Source organism: Nocardioides sp. Z24_21 (assembly GCF_058134345.1).
In genome coordinates, this window is the sequence record NZ_JBYTTH010000001.1 from 1137684 (window position 1) to 1154472 (window position 16789).

At 73.1% G+C, this 16789-nt stretch carries 15 protein-coding genes; 1 reads left to right on the top strand and 14 read right to left on the bottom strand.

Features of this window, described 5'->3' with window-relative positions; all coding sequences use genetic code 11:
• The first annotated feature begins 59 nt into the window (after positions 1-59).
• Positions 60-1151 (top strand): Glu/Leu/Phe/Val family dehydrogenase, encoded by a 1092-nt coding sequence (locus AC3X7Z_RS05565; protein ID WP_489975276.1) that lies wholly within the window; start codon positions 60-62, stop codon positions 1149-1151.
• A gap of 286 nt (positions 1152-1437) precedes the next feature.
• Here AC3X7Z_RS05565 and AC3X7Z_RS05570 read toward each other — a convergent pair whose 3' ends face one another.
• The 14 genes from AC3X7Z_RS05570 to AC3X7Z_RS05635 form a co-directional block, all read right to left on the bottom strand.
• Positions 1438-1626, bottom strand: coding sequence for a DUF3073 domain-containing protein (locus AC3X7Z_RS05570; protein ID WP_186339295.1), 189 nt, complete (start codon positions 1624-1626; stop codon positions 1438-1440).
• 155 nt (positions 1627-1781) lie between these two features.
• Positions 1782-2849, bottom strand: coding sequence for a phosphoribosylformylglycinamidine cyclo-ligase (gene purM, locus AC3X7Z_RS05575; protein ID WP_489975277.1), 1068 nt, complete (start codon positions 2847-2849; stop codon positions 1782-1784).
• A gap of 52 nt (positions 2850-2901) precedes the next feature.
• The gene (gene purF, locus AC3X7Z_RS05580) at positions 2902-4416 is read right to left on the bottom strand and encodes an amidophosphoribosyltransferase (protein WP_186340313.1); all 1515 of its coding nucleotides are present in this window, start codon (positions 4414-4416) and stop codon (positions 2902-2904) included.
• 83 nt (positions 4417-4499) lie between these two features.
• A complete protein-coding gene (locus AC3X7Z_RS05585) occupies positions 4500-5540 on the bottom strand; it encodes an NAD(P)H-binding protein (protein ID WP_489975278.1) in 1041 nt (346 codons plus the stop codon).
• Positions 5541-5607: 67 nt separating this feature from the next.
• Complete coding sequence (locus AC3X7Z_RS05590; protein WP_489975279.1) at positions 5608-6078, bottom strand: SRPBCC family protein; 471 nt, start codon at positions 6076-6078, stop codon at positions 5608-5610.
• Positions 6079-6345: 267 nt separating this feature from the next.
• Entirely contained in the window at positions 6346-7695 is a 1350-nt protein-coding gene (locus AC3X7Z_RS05595; RefSeq protein ID WP_489975280.1) for a dipeptidase, read from the bottom strand.
• Between the two features lie 137 nt (positions 7696-7832).
• Entirely contained in the window at positions 7833-8627 is a 795-nt protein-coding gene (locus AC3X7Z_RS05600) for a GntR family transcriptional regulator (RefSeq protein ID WP_186339301.1), read from the bottom strand.
• Between the two features lie 38 nt (positions 8628-8665).
• The gene (gene pdxA / locus AC3X7Z_RS05605; protein WP_489975281.1) at positions 8666-9733 is read right to left on the bottom strand and encodes a 4-hydroxythreonine-4-phosphate dehydrogenase PdxA; all 1068 of its coding nucleotides are present in this window, start codon (positions 9731-9733) and stop codon (positions 8666-8668) included.
• A complete protein-coding gene (locus AC3X7Z_RS05610) occupies positions 9730-10848 on the bottom strand; it encodes a four-carbon acid sugar kinase family protein (RefSeq protein ID WP_489975282.1) in 1119 nt (372 codons plus the stop codon). Before AC3X7Z_RS05610 ends, pdxA begins: the two co-directional genes overlap by 4 nt.
• The gene (locus AC3X7Z_RS05615) at positions 10845-11891 is read right to left on the bottom strand and encodes a 2-keto-3-deoxygluconate permease (RefSeq protein WP_186339304.1); all 1047 of its coding nucleotides are present in this window, start codon (positions 11889-11891) and stop codon (positions 10845-10847) included. The genes AC3X7Z_RS05610 and AC3X7Z_RS05615 overlap by 4 nt, the downstream gene beginning before the upstream one ends.
• Positions 11892-12255: 364 nt before the next feature.
• Positions 12256-13065, bottom strand: coding sequence for a GNAT family N-acetyltransferase (locus AC3X7Z_RS05620; protein WP_186339305.1), 810 nt, complete (start codon positions 13063-13065; stop codon positions 12256-12258).
• Positions 13066-13074: 9 nt separating this feature from the next.
• A complete protein-coding gene (locus tag AC3X7Z_RS05625; protein WP_489975283.1) occupies positions 13075-15492 on the bottom strand; it encodes a phosphoketolase family protein in 2418 nt (805 codons plus the stop codon).
• Positions 15493-15563: 71 nt separating this feature from the next.
• The gene (locus AC3X7Z_RS05630; protein WP_186339307.1) at positions 15564-15902 is read right to left on the bottom strand and encodes a sterol carrier family protein; all 339 of its coding nucleotides are present in this window, start codon (positions 15900-15902) and stop codon (positions 15564-15566) included.
• Between the two features lie 112 nt (positions 15903-16014).
• Positions 16015-16740 (bottom strand): alpha/beta hydrolase, encoded by a 726-nt coding sequence (locus AC3X7Z_RS05635; protein WP_489975384.1) that lies wholly within the window; start codon positions 16738-16740, stop codon positions 16015-16017.
• Positions 16741-16789: the final 49 nt, after the last annotated feature.

The window sequence follows — 16789 nt, forward strand, 5'->3', positions numbered from 1 at the left end:
CCGCGCCGACTGGCCCGCACACCCCGCGGCCGCACCCACCACGAAAAGGACCCACCGCAATGTCTGGAGTACCCAGTTCCGGCGTCGACGTCTTCGAGCTCGGAGTCGAGCACGAGCAGGTCGTCTTCTGCAACGACCGCGCGACCGGCCTGCGGGCCATCATCGCGATCCACTCCACCGCGCTGGGCCCGGGCCTCGGCGGGACGCGGTTCTACCCCTACGCCAGCACCGACGAGGCGATCGTCGACGTCCTCAACCTCTCGCGCGGGATGTCCTACAAGAACGCCCTCGCCGGCCTCGACCTCGGCGGCGGCAAGGCCGTCATCATCGGCGACCCGGCCGAGCTGAAGACCGAGGCGCTGCTGCGGGCCTACGGCCGCTTCGTCCAGTCCCTCGACGGCCGCTACCTCACTGCCTGCGACGTGGGCACCTTCAGCGACGACATGGACCACATCGCACGCGAGTGCGACTACGTCACCGGGCGCACCGTCGCCCACGGCGGCGCCGGCGACAGCTCGGTGCTGACGGCCTTCGGCACCTTCCAGGGCATGCGGGCCGCGGCCGAGCAGGCGTGGGGCGAGCCCACCCTCTCCGGCCGCACCGTCGGCATCGCCGGCGTCGGCAAGGTCGGTCGCCACCTCGTACGCCACCTCGTCGAGGACGGCGCCCACGTGGTCGTCACCGACGTGCACGCTCCCTCCGTCGAGGCGATCCGCGAGCAGTTCCCGCAGGTGCGGGCCGTGGCGTCGACCGACGAGCTCGTCGCGAGCGAGATCGACGTCTACGCCCCCTGCGCCCTGGGCGGCGCGATCAGCGACGAGGTGCTCGACGTGCTGCGTGCCACGATCATCTGCGGTGCGGCCAACAACCAGCTCGCGCACCCCGGCATCGAGAAGCAGGTGGAGGAGCGCGGCATCCTCTACGCCCCCGACTACTGCGTGAACTCTGGCGGCGTCATCCAGGTCGCCGACGAGCTCGAGGGCTTCTCCTTCGAGCGTGCCCAGCAGCGCGCCAGCGGCATCTTCGAGACGACCCGCACGGTGTTCGAGCTCGCCAAGACCGACGGCGTCACGACCGCCGAGGCCGCCGACCGGCTCGCCGAGCGTCGCATGCGCGAGGTCGGCCGGCTGCGCGGCATCCACCTCCGCTGAGCTCGCTCGCACGCCGAGTCGGCGCATCCTGACCGCCTACGCACGCCGAGTCGGCGCATCCTGACCGCCCACGCACGCCGAGTCGGCGCGACCTGACCGCGCTCGGGCCATGATGCGCCGACTCGATGCTGCTCAGGCGCGAGGATGCGCCGACTCGACACTGTTTGAGGGTGAGGACGCGCCGACGCGGCCAGGTAGCCGGGTAGCCGGGCAGTCCTGGAGCCGGTCCGATCGTGGGCGCGCTCGTACGCCGGACGACCCGAGGGCCGTGATCGGGTGCGATCAGTCAGTCTGCGCGACGACGCGGGTCGGCATAGTCGACCCACTCGTCATCGTCGGCATCGACCTCACTCGTGGGGTGAGTGTCTTCTCCGTGCAGCTCCTTCGCCAGCGCGCCGAAGTCCGTCTCGTGAGTCCGGTACTTCAGGTCGCGCGCGACCTTGGTCTGCTTCGCCTTCGCTCGGCCGCGCCCCATAGGGTCGACCCCCTCGCACACTTGGCCGGGGCTGTCGGAGAGCTGCCCGACGCGCCCGGTCTGATCGGTTACATATCGTGGGGTCAACGCTACCCGAGCGGTGGGTGTTCCCGCACACCAAGACCCGGCTTTTCGTCCGCGAAGTGCCGAATCACTCACCAGCCGGGGTGCTGGCCCTCCAGCAGGACGCGGCCGCCGTCGACGTCGTCGCTGCGCACCTCGCCGGCGACCCAGGCCCGGATGCCGTGCCCGGCGAGCACCGAGATGGCGGTGTCGACCGATTCGGCCGGGGTGAGCGACACCATGCCGACACCGCAGTTGAGGGTGGCCTCGAGGTCGGCCTGGGACACCTCCCCCACCCGGCGTACGACGTCGAAGACCGGCTGCGGCGTCCACGTCGAGCGGTCGATGCGCACCGACAGCTCCTCGGGGAGCACCCGCTCGAGGTTGGCGGCCAGACCGCCACCGGTGATGTGCGACATCGCGTGGGTGTCGGTGCGGGCGGCGACGTCGAGGCACGCCTTGGCGTAGATGCGGGTCGGCTCGAGCAGCTCCTCGCCGAGGGTGCGACCGAAGTCGTCGACCTGGCGCTCGACCGTCCACCCGGCCTTCTCGAGCAGGACGTGGCGCACGAGGGAGTAGCCGTTGGAGTGCAGCCCGCTCGCCTCCATGGCGATGACGACGTCGCCGGGACGGACCCGGCCCGGGCCGAGCAGCCGGCTGGCCTCGACGACGCCGGTCGTGGCGCCCGCGACGTCGTAGTCGTCGGGGTCGAGCAGGCCGGGGTGCTCGGCGGTCTCGCCCCCGATGAGCGCGCAGCCGGCCACGACACAGGCCTCCGCGATGCCCTTGACGATGGCGGCGATCCGCTCCGGGACGACCCGCCCGCAGGCGATGTAGTCGGTCATGAAGAGCGGCTCGGCGCCGCACACGACGAGGTCGTCGACGACCATCCCGACCAGGTCGAAGCCGATGGTCTCGTGCACGTCCATCAGCTGCGCGATGGCGACCTTGGTGCCGACGCCGTCGGTGGAGGTGGCCAGCAGGGGGCGCTCGTAGCGGGTGAGCGCGGAGGCGTCGAAGAGGCCGGCGAAGCCGCCCAGGCCGCCGATCATCTCGGGTCGGCGCGCCTTCTCGACCCAGCCCTTCATCAGGTCGATCGCGCGGTCGGCCGCCTCGATGGAGACCCCGGCGGCCTCGTAGGCGTTGGTCTGGTCGGTCACACGGAGCTCCTCGGCTGGCGGCGTGCGGGGCGGGCTCGGGTCCGGGCCCGGATCAGGGGTTGTTGAGGACCGGCAGGGCGCGACCCAGCGTGGGCGTCTGCAGCGTCGCCTCGAGCAGGTGCTTGCCGAGCAGGCTCTCGTCGGGCAGCTCGATCGGGTACTCGCCGGTGAAGCAGGCCTGGCACAGCCGGTCGGCCGGCTGGCCGGTCGCCTCGACCATCCCCTCGAGCGAGATGTAGCCGAGGCTGTCGGCCCCCACGCTGGACGCGATCTCGTCGACGTCGAGGCCGTTGGCGATCAGCTCGGCGCGGGTGGCGAAGTCGATGCCGTAGAAGCACGGCCACTTCACCGGCGGGCTGGAGATCCGTACGTGCACCTCCAGCGCGCCTGCCTCGCGGAGCATCCGCACCTGCGCGCGCTGGGTGTTGCCGCGCACGATCGAGTCGTCGACGACGACGATGCGCTTGCCGCGGATCATGTGCTCGAGGGCGTTGAGCTTGAGCCGGATGCCGAGCTGGCGCAGCGTCTGGCTCGGCTGGATGAACGTCCGGCCGACGTAGGCGTTCTTGACGAAGCCCTGGCCGAACGGGATGCCGGACTCGGCGGCGTAGCCGGACGCCGCCGGCGTGCCGGACTCGGGGACGGGCATCACGAGGTCGGCGTCGACGGGGAACTCGCGCGCCAGCCGGCGCCCCATCTCGACGCGCGCCTCGTGGACGTTGCGGCCGCTGATGGTGGCGTCGGGACGGGCGAGGTAGACGTACTCGAAGACGCAGCCCTTGCGCTCCGGCTCGGCGAACGTGTGCGTGCGCAGGCCGTTCTCGTCGATGACGATCATCTCGCCGGGCTCGACCTCGCGGACCACGCTCGCGCCGATCGTGGCGAGCGCGGCGTCCTCGCTGGCGACCACCCAGCCGCGGTCGAGCCGGCCGAGGACGAGCGGGCGGATGCCCTGGGGGTCGCGGGCCGCGTAGAGGGTGTGCTCGTTCATCCACACGAAGCTGAACGCCCCGCGCAGCTGCGGCAGCACCTCGAGCGCGCGCTCCTCGAGCGTCGTGTCGAGGTGGTGGGCCAGCAGCGCGGTCACCAGGGTGGTGTCGTTGGTCGTGCCCTCGACGCCCTTGATGTCGAGCTCACCTGCGGGACCGGGCAGCCCGACCACCATCTCGCGCAGCTCGTGGGTGTTGATCAGGTTGCCGTTGTGACCCAGCGCGATCGAGCCGTCGCCGGTGGGGCGGAACGTCGGCTGGGCGTTGTGCCAGGTGGAGGCGCCGGTGGTGGAGTAGCGCGAGTGGCCGATGGCGATGTGGCCCTTGAGCGAGTCGAGCGTGGACTCGTCGAAGACCTGCGAGACCAGCCCCATGTCCTTGTAGACGAGGATCTGGCGCCCGTTGCTCACCGCGATGCCGGCCGACTCCTGGCCGCGGTGCTGGAGGGCGTAGAGGCCGAAGTAGGTCAGCTTGGCGACGTCCTCGCCGGGGGCCCAGACGCCGAAGACGCCGCAGGCGTCCTGCGGGCCCTGGTCGTGGGGGTCGATCGCCGTGGTCAGACGGCCGTCGCCGCCCATCCGCTTGCTCGTCCGCTGGGGCACGGCTCGCAGTCTACGGGCGATCACCTCGGGCACCGCACCGACGCCGCGGGTCGGGCGGGTCAGCCGCCGGGCAGGACCGAGCGGACCCGGTGCAGGGCCAGCCGGGTGACGGCGCGGGCGGAGGCCGGGAAGGGCAGGACGTCGAGCAGCGGCAGCGGTCGCGCCCACGCCGAGTCGGACGTGAGCGAGCCCTCCGGGCCGGCGTACCTCGGTGCGAGCGCCCGCTCGACGGCCTCCTCGACGCCGAGCAGCGGGCTGCCGTCGCGCGGCTCCCAGGTGTGGCCGCGACGGCAGACCATGTCGTGGTGCAGCGACTCCACCAGCGCGGTGACGGTGTGGAACGGCGCCGTCGTGACGAGCGCGGCGCCGAACCCGACCAGCCCCGTCGGGGCGACGGGCGCCGGCACCCGGAGCCGCGCCAGCCCGGCGCCGCCGCCGATGATGCGCAGCAGGTCGGGGTAGGCGACGACGTCCGGGCCGCCGACGTCGACGGCACCGCGGGGACCGTCGTCGGCCAGCCCGTCGGTGATCGCGCGCAGCACGTCGGAGACCGCCACCGGCTGCACCGTGCGGTGCATCCAGGTGGGCACCGGCTGCACGAGGAAGAGCGTGGCGATCTGGCGCACGATCTCGAACGACGTCGACCCGGCGCCGATCACGACTCCCGCGCGGAGCGCGACCGCGCCCTCGCACGCGCCGAGCAGGATCCGCTCGACCTCCAGCCGCGACGCGAGGTGGGCCGACAGCTCGGCCTCGGGCACGTCGGGCACCAGGCCGGAGAGGTAGACCAGGCGACGTAGGCCCCCGGCCGCCACGGCGGCGGCCACGGTCTCGGCCCCCACCCGGTCGCGGTCGGTGAAGTCGCTGCGGTCGAGCGAGTGGACCAGGTAGACGACGGCGTCGACCCCCTCCAGCGCGGCGGCCACGTCGAGGGCGTCGGTCACGTCGCAGCGGATCGCCCGCACCCGGTCGTCCCAGCCGAAGCGGTCGGGACGCGGCACCGACGACGAGGCGGCCGCGACGTCGTGGCCGCGCTCGAGCAGGTGCGGCACCAGGCGCGAGCCGATGTAGCCGGTGGCGCCGAGGACGAGGACCCTCACCGCCAGCCTCCCGGTCGCCGACCGGCACGGCGCGCCCGGGGCGTACGACGGTTGGCTGCGGCGGGTGTCACGGCGTCTCGCCGAGGTGCTTGAGCAGGTTGCGCGAGAAGACGGTGCCCATGTGCTTCACGACGCCGGCCATCACCCGCTCGACGGCCGGGCGGGCCAGGCCGGGCAGGGGCAGGTGGCAGGCGATCTGGAGGTCGATGCTGACCTCGGTGCCGCCGTCGGGGTGGTCGGCGAGGTGGTAGTTGCCCATCACCGCGGTCATCTCGTGGGCATGGTCGGGGTCGTGGGTGAAGACGATCCGCTCCTGCGGGTGGAGGTCCATCACCTCGGTGAACTTCGGCGCCACCGACAGCCCCGCCACCGGGATGACGCCCATGTGCCAGGTCCAGCGGTCACCGTCGACGTCGATGGAGGTGACGAAGGGGGTGATCCGGGCGATGAGGTCGGCGTCGGTGAGCGCCGCCCACACCTCGCTGCGGGGGGAGCGGAGCACGGCCGAGGAGCGGTCGCGGGCACGGAAGGTCGCCATGGCCGCCACGCTACCGACGGGCACCAGCGCGCGGGCCACCCGCGCGCCGGGGGCGCCTCGGGGTTTCGGGGGTCGCTGGTCCCGGGTCGCCGCTGGTTCCAACCCGCGGGTTCCAAGTCGTCGCTGGTTCATCAAGGTATGTCGACGAACCCGCACTTCCCGCGCTCAGCACACCGTGGGAAGTGCGGGTTGGCCTGCATACCTTGATGAACCGACAGGACCAGGACGGCGACCGCCCGCCCGTACGCCCGACGACCGGACGCGGGGTCAGCCGCGCGGGAGCTCGCCGAGGTTGCGCAGCAGCAGCGCCTCGGCCTTGACGACCCGCTCGAACTCGGCGAGGTGCAGGCCCTCGTTGGCGCCGTGGGCGCGGGTGTCGGGGTCCTCGACGCCGGTGACCAGCACGCTCGCCTCCGGGAACGCCTCGAGGAACTCGGCGATGAAGGGGATCGAGCCGCCGACGCCCATGTCGACCGGCGCGGTGCCGTCCCAGGCCTCGGCGAACGCGGCACGCGCGGCGTCGTACGCCGGACCGCTGGCGTCGATCTGCGTCGCCTCGCCGGTGTCGACGACGGTCGTGGTCAGCGTCGCGCCCCACGGGGTGTGCTTCTCGAGGTGGGCCTGGAGGCACGCGACGGCGTTGGCGGTGGTGTCACCCGGGGCGATGCGCATGCTGATCCGGCAGCGGGCGGCGGGCACGAGGGTGTTGGAGGCACCCTCGACCTTGGGCGCGTCGAGGCCGGTGATGCTGATCGACGGCTTGGTCCAGAGGCGCTCGACGACCGGGCCCTCGCCGATCCACTCGATGCCCTCGGCGGCGCCGGACTCGGCGCGCAGGCGGGCCTCGGGGTACTCCACGTCGGCGGCGGGGCCGGAGTGCAGCCCTTCGACGGCGACGTTGCCGGCGTCGTCGTTGAGGCTCGCGATGACCCGGCTCAGCGCCATGATGGAGTCGGGCACCAGCCCGCCCCACATGCCGCTGTGCACGGCGTGGGTGAGCGTGCGGACCTCGACGTCCATCCGCACCAGGCCGCGGAGGCTGGTGGTGAGGGCGGGCTCGCCGATGTCCCAGTTGCCGGAGTCGGCGATGACGATGACGTCGGCCGCCAGGCGCTCCTTGTGGGCCTCGAGCAGGTCGACGAGCGTGTCGGAGCCGACCTCCTCCTCGCCCTCGATGAACATGACCAGGTTGACCGGCAGCTCGTCGCCGAGGATCCGCACGGCGCCGAGGTGGGCGGCGATGCCCGCCTTGTCGTCGGCGGCACCGCGGGCGTAGAGGCGGTCGCCGCGCTCGGTCGGCTCCCACGGCGGGGAGTCCCAGTCGGCGTGGTCGTTCTCGGGCTGGACGTCGTGGTGGGCGTAGAGCAGCACGGTGGGGGCGCCCTCCGGGCCGGCCTTCTTCGCGATCACGGCCGGCGGGGCGCCGTCGTACGCGCGCACGACCTCGGCCTCGAAGCCCTCGGCGGCGAACAGGTCGCGGGTCGCCTCGGCGCTGCGCTCGACCTCGCCGGCGCGGGCCGGGTCGGCGGAGACGGACTGGATGCGGACGAGGTCCTCGAGGTCACGGCGGACGCCGGGCATGACCTCGGCGAGGCGGACGGCGATGTCGACAGTCATGTGCCGACCCTAACCGTCCCGGCCGCCGCCCTTCGACGGCCCGGGCGCGGCGCCCGGCAGGACGCCCAGGACGGCGCAGAGCACGGCGCTCAGCACGGCGCTCAGCACGGCGCTCAGCACGGCGCTCAACGCGGTTCTCAGCGCAGCGTCTCGAGCTCGGCCAGGAGCTCGCGCGCGGTCCGGGTCAGCCGCTCGATCCGCTCCCCGTCGGCACCCTCGCGGCCCGCTGACGGCGGCACCGCCTCGACGTCGAACGCCGCGAGGTCGCCGCGGTGCCAGGTCGAGAACTCCTCGAGCACCACTCCCGACCGGTCGACGCTGCGGCCCTCGAGCAGCAGCAGCGGCGCGCCGGGGGTCGCGTGCAGCCGCTCGGCGAGCGACTCGGTGGCCGGCACGGCGCGCACCTGGTTGTGCCCGCCGGCCACCTCGCGCCCGAGCCGCTCGGCCAGCAGTCGGTGCAGGGAGGCGTCGACCAGGTCGTCGGCGCTGATTGCGTCGGCGACGTCTGCGGGCAGCCAGGTGCGGATGTAGCTGAGCACCACGCCACCCACTGCGCGGACCCGGCCGAGCTCCAGGACCTGCGCCCCGGTGATGGAGACGAGGTGGTCGGGGCGCGGGACCAGTCCGTAGGACGTCACGCGGGTGGTGACGGCGCCGTCCCCCGCCTGCAGCGTGAGCCCAGAGCGCAGCACGTCGCGGCGCACCTCGCGGTGCTCGGCGACCACGGAGCCCTTGCCCTGCACCTTCGTGACGAGCCCGTCGGCCTCCAGGCTGGCGAGCGCCTGGCGCACCACCGACCGCGAGACGGCGAACTCCTGCTGGAGCGCCGCCTCGCTGGGGAACAGGTCCCCCGGCCGGAGGTCGCGGCTGTCGAGGCGCTCGCGGAGCGCGCGCTCGACCGTCTCGTGGAGGGGGACGCGGCGCTCGGTCACGGGTGCCACCCTAGGTCCGCGACGACCCGCGTCGCGGCTCAGGCCTCGACGCGCTGGGCGGTGCGCCACACGGCGTCCCAGCCCGGCGCGAGCGCGGCCGCGCGGCGGGCGGCCAGCACGAGGCTGGCCTCGCGCGCGATCCCCTTGCCGGCGATGTCGAACGCGGTGCCGTGGTCCACCGAGACGCGCACGACGGGCAGCCCCACGGTGATGTTGACGCCGTCGTCGCCGTAGACCGCCTTGAACGGCGCGTGGCCCTGGTCGTGGTAGCAGACCACGACGAGCTCCCACTTGCCCTGGACGGCCTGCGGGATCAGGGCGTCGGCCGGCAGCGGGCCGACGGCGGCGATGCCGCGCTCCTGGGCCCGGCGCACGGCCGGCTCGAGGACGTCGGCGTCCTCGTCGCCGAAGAGCCGGTTCTCGCCGGCGTGGGGGTTGAGCCCCGCGACGCCGATGGGGGTGCCGGGCCGGCCGAGGGCGGCGGCGAAGGCCGAGACCAGGTCGAGCACGTCGTCGGTGCGCTGGGGCGTGATGCCGGCGATCGCCTGCTGCAGCGAGACGTGGGTGGTGAGGTGGAAGAAGTAGAGGTCGCCGGCCGACAGGACGAGGGAGAAGTTGTCGACGCCGAACTGCTCGGCGAGCAGCTCGGTGTGACCGGGGTACTTGTGGCCGCCCGCGTGCATGGCCGCCTTGTTGAGCGGCGCGGTGACGATGCCGTCGATCTCGCCGGCCTTGGCGAGGTCGCACGCCGCCACCACGAACCGGTAGGACCCGTCGCCGGCCACGGCGCTGAGCTCGCCGATCGGGACCTCGGGCATCGGCTCGCCGATCTGCACGACCTCCACGAGGCCGGGGTCGTTGGTCGCGTCTCCGGCGCGCTCGAGGGTGACGATCACGTCGGGGTCGACGCCGACGTACGGCGCGGCGCGGCGCAGGGCACCGGCGTCGCCCACCACGACCGGGACGCACTCCTCGCGGAGGTCGGGGTGCTCGAGCAGCGTGCGCAGGGTGATCTCCGGGCCGATGCCGGCGACGTCGCCCAGGGTGAGGCCGAGGACGGGCAGGGCCCCCGGGGTGGGGGCGGGGGTGCTGGTGGACGTGCTCATGAGGGGGCTCCTTGGGTGACGCGTACGGCGTCGATCAGCTGGACGAGGGTCGAGGAGGTGCCGAAGCCGCCGGCCTTGGTCGCGATCGGCAGCCCGTCGTGCGGGCCGCCGACGAGGGTCCCGGCGGGCACGCCCTCGACGGGGGCGTCGGCGACGTTGATGCCGGTGGCACCGAGGGCGAGGAGGGTCTGGGCGGCGCCGTCTCCGCCGACGAGGACCAGCAGGCCGTGGCGTCCCCCGGCGAGCGCGTCGACCGCCTGCCGGGCGAGCTCACGCGCCTGACGGACCGCGGAGCCGTCCTCGCGCTCCGACGGGGTGACGAGCAGGTCGACGCCGAGGCGCTCGGCGTCGGCGCGCAGCGCCTCGACCTGCCTGCGGGCCGCCTCGTGCAGGGAGGAGACGACGACGAGCGCGGACGCGTCCGCCGCGATGGCGACGGGGCGCCGCTGCGGCTCGGGGCCGTCCTGCCAGGTGCGGGCGAGGGCGATGGCAAGGCCTGCCGAGCCCACGGGGATCGCGTCGGGACCGATCTCGTCGATCGCGGCGGCGAGGGCGTCGAGGTCGGCCTGGTCGCGCGCGTCGACGACCACGACGTCGTGGTCACGGGCGGCCTCGCGTACGGCCGCGACGAGGTCGTGCCCCGTCGCGCGGACGGAGCCGGGGACGAGGCGCGTGAGCTCGGACTCGGTCACCGGGGTGACCGGGTCGGAGCCGGCGGGGCCCTCGTGCACGGGCCGCCCCTCCACGAGCACGTGGCCGTCCTCGACGGAGCGGCCCATGGCGGGGTAGGCGGGGCAGAGCACCGCGAACGCCCCGGGCCGGGCGCGCCGCCGCCCGCGCACCGCGCCGCGTACCTGCTCGGCGACGGCGCCCCGCACGGTGGAGTCGATCTTGAGGTAGAGCCGGTCCCCCGCGAGGTCGGCGACGGCCTGGGCGGTCACCTCGGCGGCGCGCGGGTCGCGTCGCGTGTCCAGCGTGACGGCCACGGCGTCCTCGTCGGGCGTACGCGTCCACCCGCCGCTGAGCGACAGCAGCGACGACCACCCGGACCGGGCGAACGACACGACGGTGTCGCTCGCCCCTGTCAGGTCGTCGGCGAGGATGAGGACCTTCACAACTGGGGTTCCTTGACCCCGAGGTCCATCTCGTCGATCCGGTCGATCTCCTCCTCGGTGAGCAGGCCGCCCTCGCGCTTGAGGGCCAGGGAGGCGAGCAGCGGCGCCAGGATCGCGGTCACCAGGACCGATGCGGCGACCTGGGCGGTCGCGGTCTCCACGTAGGGCTGGAACGACGGGTCGGCCATGCCGATGATCGCCGGGGTCGCGATGGCGTTGCCCGCGGTGGTGCCCGCGGCGAAGCCGATGCCGGAGCGGTAGCCGCGGCGCAGCACGAAGCGGTAGCCGATGTAGACCAGCAGGCCGGTGAACGGCGCGACCACCAGACCCACGACGAGGCCGGAGAGGCCGCCCTTGACGATGTTGTTGAGGTCGATGCCGGTGCCCAGCGCCAGGGCGAAGAACGGGATCACGATGGCGGGGGTGGGCCGCAGCACCTCGCGCCAGTGCGGGTTGAGGTTGCCGACCAGCATGCCGAGCAGGAACGGGATCACCGCGGCGACCATCGCCGAGACGGGGATGTCGGCCAGGCCGGAGGCGCCGAGGAACAGCATCGAGAAGAACGGGCCGTCGTTGAGCGCGGAGGCGATGTAGGCGCCACGGTCACGCTTGTCGCCGTAGCGACCGGTGAACGCCAGCCAGAGGCCGCCGTTGCTGTTGTCGACGGCGACGAGCAGGGCGAGGATCGACACGCCCAGGATGCCGTCGAGGCCCACGAGCTGCCCGAGCAGGATCACCAGCGTGGCGGGGATGATGCTCTTGAAGATCAGCACGACGCCCGCGGTGGCGAGCACCGGCCCGCTGGTCTTGATCGTGACCTGGGTGCCGGTCGCGAAGATCAGCAGCGCGATCAGGGGCAGCGCGCTCTGCTGGAACAGGGCGGTGGTGAAGGAGCCCATCTCCAGGAAGCCCATCGCGAACGTGCCCAGCAGCGAGCCGATGATCAGCGGGATCAGCATCAGCCCGCCGGGGATGCGGTTCATCATCTGGTAGAGCGGGACGATCTCGCGGTCGGGCTCGCGGTCGTGGGAGACGTCGGTCATGTCAGGTCACACACCTCGGGAAAGTTGTCCGTACAACTTGTACGTACAGGTAGTGGAGCACGCCGGGTCGGTCGTGTCAACCGTCACAAGACGGCTGCGAGACGGCGGCAAGACGCGCCCGCCGCGAGGTGGGGGCGCGCGTTGGGGCCGCGGCGTTGGGCCGTACGCCGTGGGCGGGAGCCGGCACCGCTACGCGTGGCTGGTGCCGCCGCCGAGGGCCGCGGCGGCCGACTTGGTGGCCCAGTCCGACACCTGGAGGCCGTTGCAACCCCCTCCCAGTGTCGGAGTCCCCGCTCGAGCGGGGACTCCGACAGCACGCCCGGCACGAGATCCCCCGAGGCAGGGCGGGCGACCCGCCGGGCGGCTACGCCGTCCGGGGACCGCCGGCGCGTCGCTCGAGCATGAGCTGGCGCTCGACGTCGGCGAAGCCGAGGCGGCGGTAGACGCCGATGGCCTCCCCGTCGTCGTCGGCGACGATCACCAGCGTGCGAGCACCGAGCCGGTCGAGGGCGTACCGCCCCGCCGCATGGACGGCCGCGGCGGCCAGGCCCTTGCGCCGGTGCTCGGGGTGCGTCTCGACGCTCTGGAAGCGGGCCACGCCCTCCTCGGTGGTGAAGGCGGCTGCGGTGCTGACGACCTCGCCGTCGACGAAGACGCCGAACCGCGCGCCCCGACCGGCCGTCGCGAGCAGCTGCTCCTGGACGTTGCGCCCGCGCGCGAAGCGCAGGTGCGACTCCTCGTCGTCGCGGTCCTCGATCGCATAGCTCAGGCGTGCCCGGCTCTCCCAGTCCTCCTCGGACTGCAGCGCTCGGACCTCGGCGCCCACCTCGTCCACCTCGCGCGGGGCCACGAGGTCGGTCGCGGTGAGCACCGACGCGACGTCGACCACGAGCCCGGCAGCCTCGAACGCCGCGCGCGCCTCGGGCGTGAGGTCGGGCCGGTCGATGCCGATGCTGACGTGGCCCGCCTCGGGGAACTCGGTGCGGAACGCCGCCACCACCTCCCGCTCGCCGCCGGGCACGGGAGCCTCGGCGAGGAGCAGGAAGTTGCCCCAGTAGTAGGTCGGGTTGGCCGGGGTGCGGACCACGAGGTGGGTGCCGCGGTCCTCCACGGTGCTGCCGGAGGCGGTCAGGAGGGCGAGGTCGGTGCGGAAGCCGAGCGAACTGACGTGCATGGGTGCACGTTAGAGGTTGTCCGCGCTCGTGTCGGGTTCGGCGGTGGTGGACGGCGAGGCACCCCGGCGCGGGTCGGCGGCCGGATCCCACCGCCAGTCGCGCACCTCGGGCAGGTCGTCGCCGTGCTCGCGCGTCCACTGGCGGGCGCGGCGGCGGGTGTCGGCCATCAGCTGGTGCACGGAGGCGGCCCGCTGACCGAGCCCGGGCACGCGGTCGATGACGTCCATGACCAGGTGGTAGCGGTCGGTGTCGTTCATCATCACCATGTCGAACGGCGTGGTGGTCGTGCCCTCCTCCTTGTAGCCGCGGACGTGGATGTTGTCGTGGTTGGTGCGCCGGTAGGTCAGCCGGTGGATGAGCCAGGGATAGCCGTGGTAGGCGAAGATCACCGGCTTGTCGGTGGTGAACAACGTGTCGAAGTCGCGCCCGCTCAGGCCGTGCGGGTGCTCGCGCTCGTCCTGCAGCCGCATCAGGTCGACGACGTTGACGAAGCGCACGCGCAGCTCGGGGAGGTGCTCGCGGAGGAGGGAGACCGCGGCCAGCGCCTCGACGGTGGGCACGTCGCCCGCCGCCGCCACGACCACGTCGGGCTCGCCGTCGTCGTTCGAGGCCCAGTCCCAGATGCCGAGCCCGCGCGCGCAGTGCAGGTCGGCCTGCTCGGCGTCGAGCCAGTCGAAGGTGGGCTGCTTGCCGGCGACGACGACGTTGACGTAGTGCTCGCTCTCGAAGCAGTGCGACATCGTCGAGAGCAGGGTGTTGGCGTCCGGCGGCAGGTAGACGCGCACGACCTCGGCCTTCTTGTTGATCACGTGGTCGATGAAGCCGGGGTCCTGGTGGGAGAAGCCGTTGTGGTCCTGGCGCCACACGTGCGAGCTCAGCAGGTAGTTGAGGCTCGCGATGCGCGGGCGCCACTCGATCTCGCGCGTGGTCTTGAGCCACTTCGCGTGCTGGTTGAGCATCGAGTCGACGATGTGGATGAACGCCTCGTAGCAGCTGAACAGCCCGTGCCGGCCGGTGAGCAGGTAGCCCTCCAGCCAGCCCTGGCAGGTGTGCTCGGAGAGGATCTCCAGCACGCGGCCGGAGTGGGCGAGGTGCTCGTCGACGGGGAGGATGTCGGCAGCCCAGACCTTGTCGGTGACCTCGTAGACGGCGTCGAGGCGGTTGGATGCGGTCTCGTCAGGGCCGAAGATGCGGAAGTTGGTGTCGTTGTCGCGCACCACGCCGACGAGCCACTGCCCGAGCACGCGGGTCGGCTCGTGGATGGACCCGCCAGGCCGCTCCACCCCGACGGCGGACGTACGCCAGTCGGGCAGGCGGAGCGGACGCTTGAGCAGTCCGCCGTTGGCGTGCGGGTTGGCGCTCATCCTCCGGTTGCCGGACGGCGCCAGGGCGCGCACCGCCTCGACGGGCGTGCCCTCGGAGTCGAAGAGCTCGTCGGGACGGTAGGAGCGCAGCCACTCCTCGAGCTGCGCGCGGTGGGCGTCGTTCTCGCGGGTGCCGGCGAGCGGCACCTGGTGGGCCCGCCAGGTGCCCTCGACCTGCTTGCCGTCGACCTCCCGGGGACCGGTCCAGCCCTTCGGCGTGACGAGCAGGATCATCGGCCACGGCCGCCGCTCGACGTCGCCGTCCTCGCGGGCGGCGCGCCAGATCTCGCGGATCATGTCGTGCGCCTCGTCCATCGCGGCGGCCATCTGGCGGTGCACGTCGGCCGGATCGTCGCCCTCGACGGTGATCACGTGGTGACCGAAGCCGCGCAGCAGGCTCTCGAGCTCGTCGCGGTGGATGCGCGCGGGGACGGTGGGGTTGGCGATCTTCCAGCCGTTGAGGCTCAGGATCGGCAGCACCGCGCCGTCATGGACGGGGTCGACGAACTTGTTGCCGTGCCAGCTCGTCGCCAGCGGGCCGGTCTCGAACTCTCCGTCGCCGACCACCGCGGTCACCACGAGGTCGGGGTTGTCCATCGCGGCGCCGTAGGCGTGGGAGAGCACGTAGCCGAGCTCGCCGCCCTCGTGGATCGAGCCGGGCGTCTCGGGGGCGACGTGGCTCGGGATGCCACCGGGGAAGGAGAACTGGCGGAACAGCCGGGACATCCCACTGCGGTCCTCACCGATCGCCGGGTAGACCTCGGAGTAGGTGCCCTCGAGCCAGGCGTTGGCCACCGCAGCCGGGCCGCCGTGGCCGGGCCCGCACAGGATGATCGCCTCGACGTCGCGCTCGCGGATCAGCCGGTTGAGGTGCGTCCACACGAGGTTGAGCCCGGGGGTGGTGCCCCAGTGGCCCAGCAGCCGTGGCTTGATGTCCTCTCGCTCGAGGGGGCGCTCGAGCAGCGGGTTGTCGAGCAGGTAGATCTGCCCGACGGAGAGGTAGTTGGCCGCGCGGAACCAGAGGTCGAGATCCTGGACCTGCTCGTCGGTGAGGGTAGCCATGCTCCTTCGTACCGGAAATGCGCGCGGGTGCACACCCCCGTCGGCCCTGACCTTCGGCCCGGTCCGGTGGGTCAGTCGCGCAGCGGGAGGTAGGGCGACAGGTCGGTCCGCTCGCCGCTCGCGGCCACGGCGCCGGAGTCGAGCGCCTCGGCCCAGGTCGTACGCCCGGTGGCCACGGCCAGCCAGGTGTCGGCGTCGGTCTCGACGACCGCCGGCGGCGTGCCGCGCGTGTGCCGCACGCCGGGCACGACCTGGACCGCGGCGTAGGGCGGCACCCGGACCTCGACGGAGCGGCCCGGGGCGCGCACCTCGAGGACCGCGAGGTAGTGCTTGACGAGCGCCCGGGTGTCACCCGCGGCCTCCGCCGTGGCGAGCTGGTCGGGCGTGAGGACCTTCAGTCGGGCAGGCACGGACCGAGGCTAGACGGCCACCATGCAGGCAGTTGGCGCGAGGTCGCCCCGTGCCGAGCGGGGCGCAGCGGCGGCGCGGCGCGCACTGCCTGCAGGGTGGTCGCCGAGCAGGTCAGCCGATGGTGTCGAGCACCCGCACACAGGCGGCCCACGCGTCGCTGTCGGTGTCGATGACACCGAAGTGGCCGCCGGTGACCTCGACGAGCCTCGCCTCGGCGCCTGCCGCGGTCGCCGCCGCCACGTAGGCCTCGGCCTGGCTGAACGGGACGGTGTCGTCGTCGCGCGCGTGCACCGCCCACACCGCGACGTCGAGCGGCACCTGGGCCAGCGGGTCGGCCTGCTCGTAGGCCGCCTCGTCCGGATCGCCGAGGAACGCCGTCGCGGCTCCGTCGCCGAGGCGGTCCGCGAGCGCCGAGCGGAGGTCGAGCACCCCGGCCTGGCTCACGACGTGGGTCAGTGCCGGGCCGTTCGCCCAGCGCCCGAAGCGGGTGCGCGCCCCCGCCCACGTGGCGAGGTGGCCACCCGCGGAATGGCCCAGCGTGACGACGGGGCCGCGGGCGTGGGCCGCGACCGCGCCGATGGCCGCATGGACGTCGTCGAGGGTCTCGGGGAAGCCCCCGCCGTTGCCGACGCGGCGGTACTCGACGTTGGCCGCCGACCAGCCGCGCGCTGCCAGGTCCTCGGCCAACGGGGCGCCGTAGTCGGCGCCGTACCGGGCCTTCCAGAAGCCACCGTGGATCACGACGACCAGTCCGCGGCCCTCGCCCGCCGGGACGTGGAGGTCGACCCACTGGCTGGGGTCGCGGCCGTAGGTGATCCGCTCGGGTCCGCTGGGCACGTCGTCCACCCTGCCGGACGACTCTTCGCCACAGCCGACGAGGGTGGCG

Excerpts from the sequence above, each read along its gene's own strand:
- AC3X7Z_RS05565 (WP_489975276.1), top strand. The coding sequence starts at position 60 with ATGTCTGGAGTACCCAGTTCCGGCGTCGACGTCTTCGAGCTCGGAGTC.
- AC3X7Z_RS05570 (WP_186339295.1), bottom strand. The coding sequence starts at position 1,626 with ATGGGGCGCGGCCGAGCGAAGGCGAAGCAGACCAAGGTCGCGCGCGAC.
- purF (WP_186340313.1), bottom strand. The coding sequence starts at position 4,416 with ATGGGCGGCGACGGCCGTCTGACCACGGCGATCGACCCCCACGACCAG.
- AC3X7Z_RS05590 (WP_489975279.1), bottom strand. The coding sequence starts at position 6,078 with ATGGCGACCTTCCGTGCCCGCGACCGCTCCTCGGCCGTGCTCCGCTCC.
- AC3X7Z_RS05595 (WP_489975280.1), bottom strand. The coding sequence starts at position 7,695 with ATGACTGTCGACATCGCCGTCCGCCTCGCCGAGGTCATGCCCGGCGTC.
- pdxA (WP_489975281.1), bottom strand. The coding sequence starts at position 9,733 with ATGAGCACGTCCACCAGCACCCCCGCCCCCACCCCGGGGGCCCTGCCC.
- AC3X7Z_RS05615 (WP_186339304.1), bottom strand. The coding sequence starts at position 11,891 with ATGACCGACGTCTCCCACGACCGCGAGCCCGACCGCGAGATCGTCCCG.
- AC3X7Z_RS05620 (WP_186339305.1), bottom strand. The coding sequence starts at position 13,065 with ATGCACGTCAGTTCGCTCGGCTTCCGCACCGACCTCGCCCTCCTGACC.
- AC3X7Z_RS05625 (WP_489975283.1), bottom strand. The coding sequence starts at position 15,492 with ATGGCTACCCTCACCGACGAGCAGGTCCAGGATCTCGACCTCTGGTTC.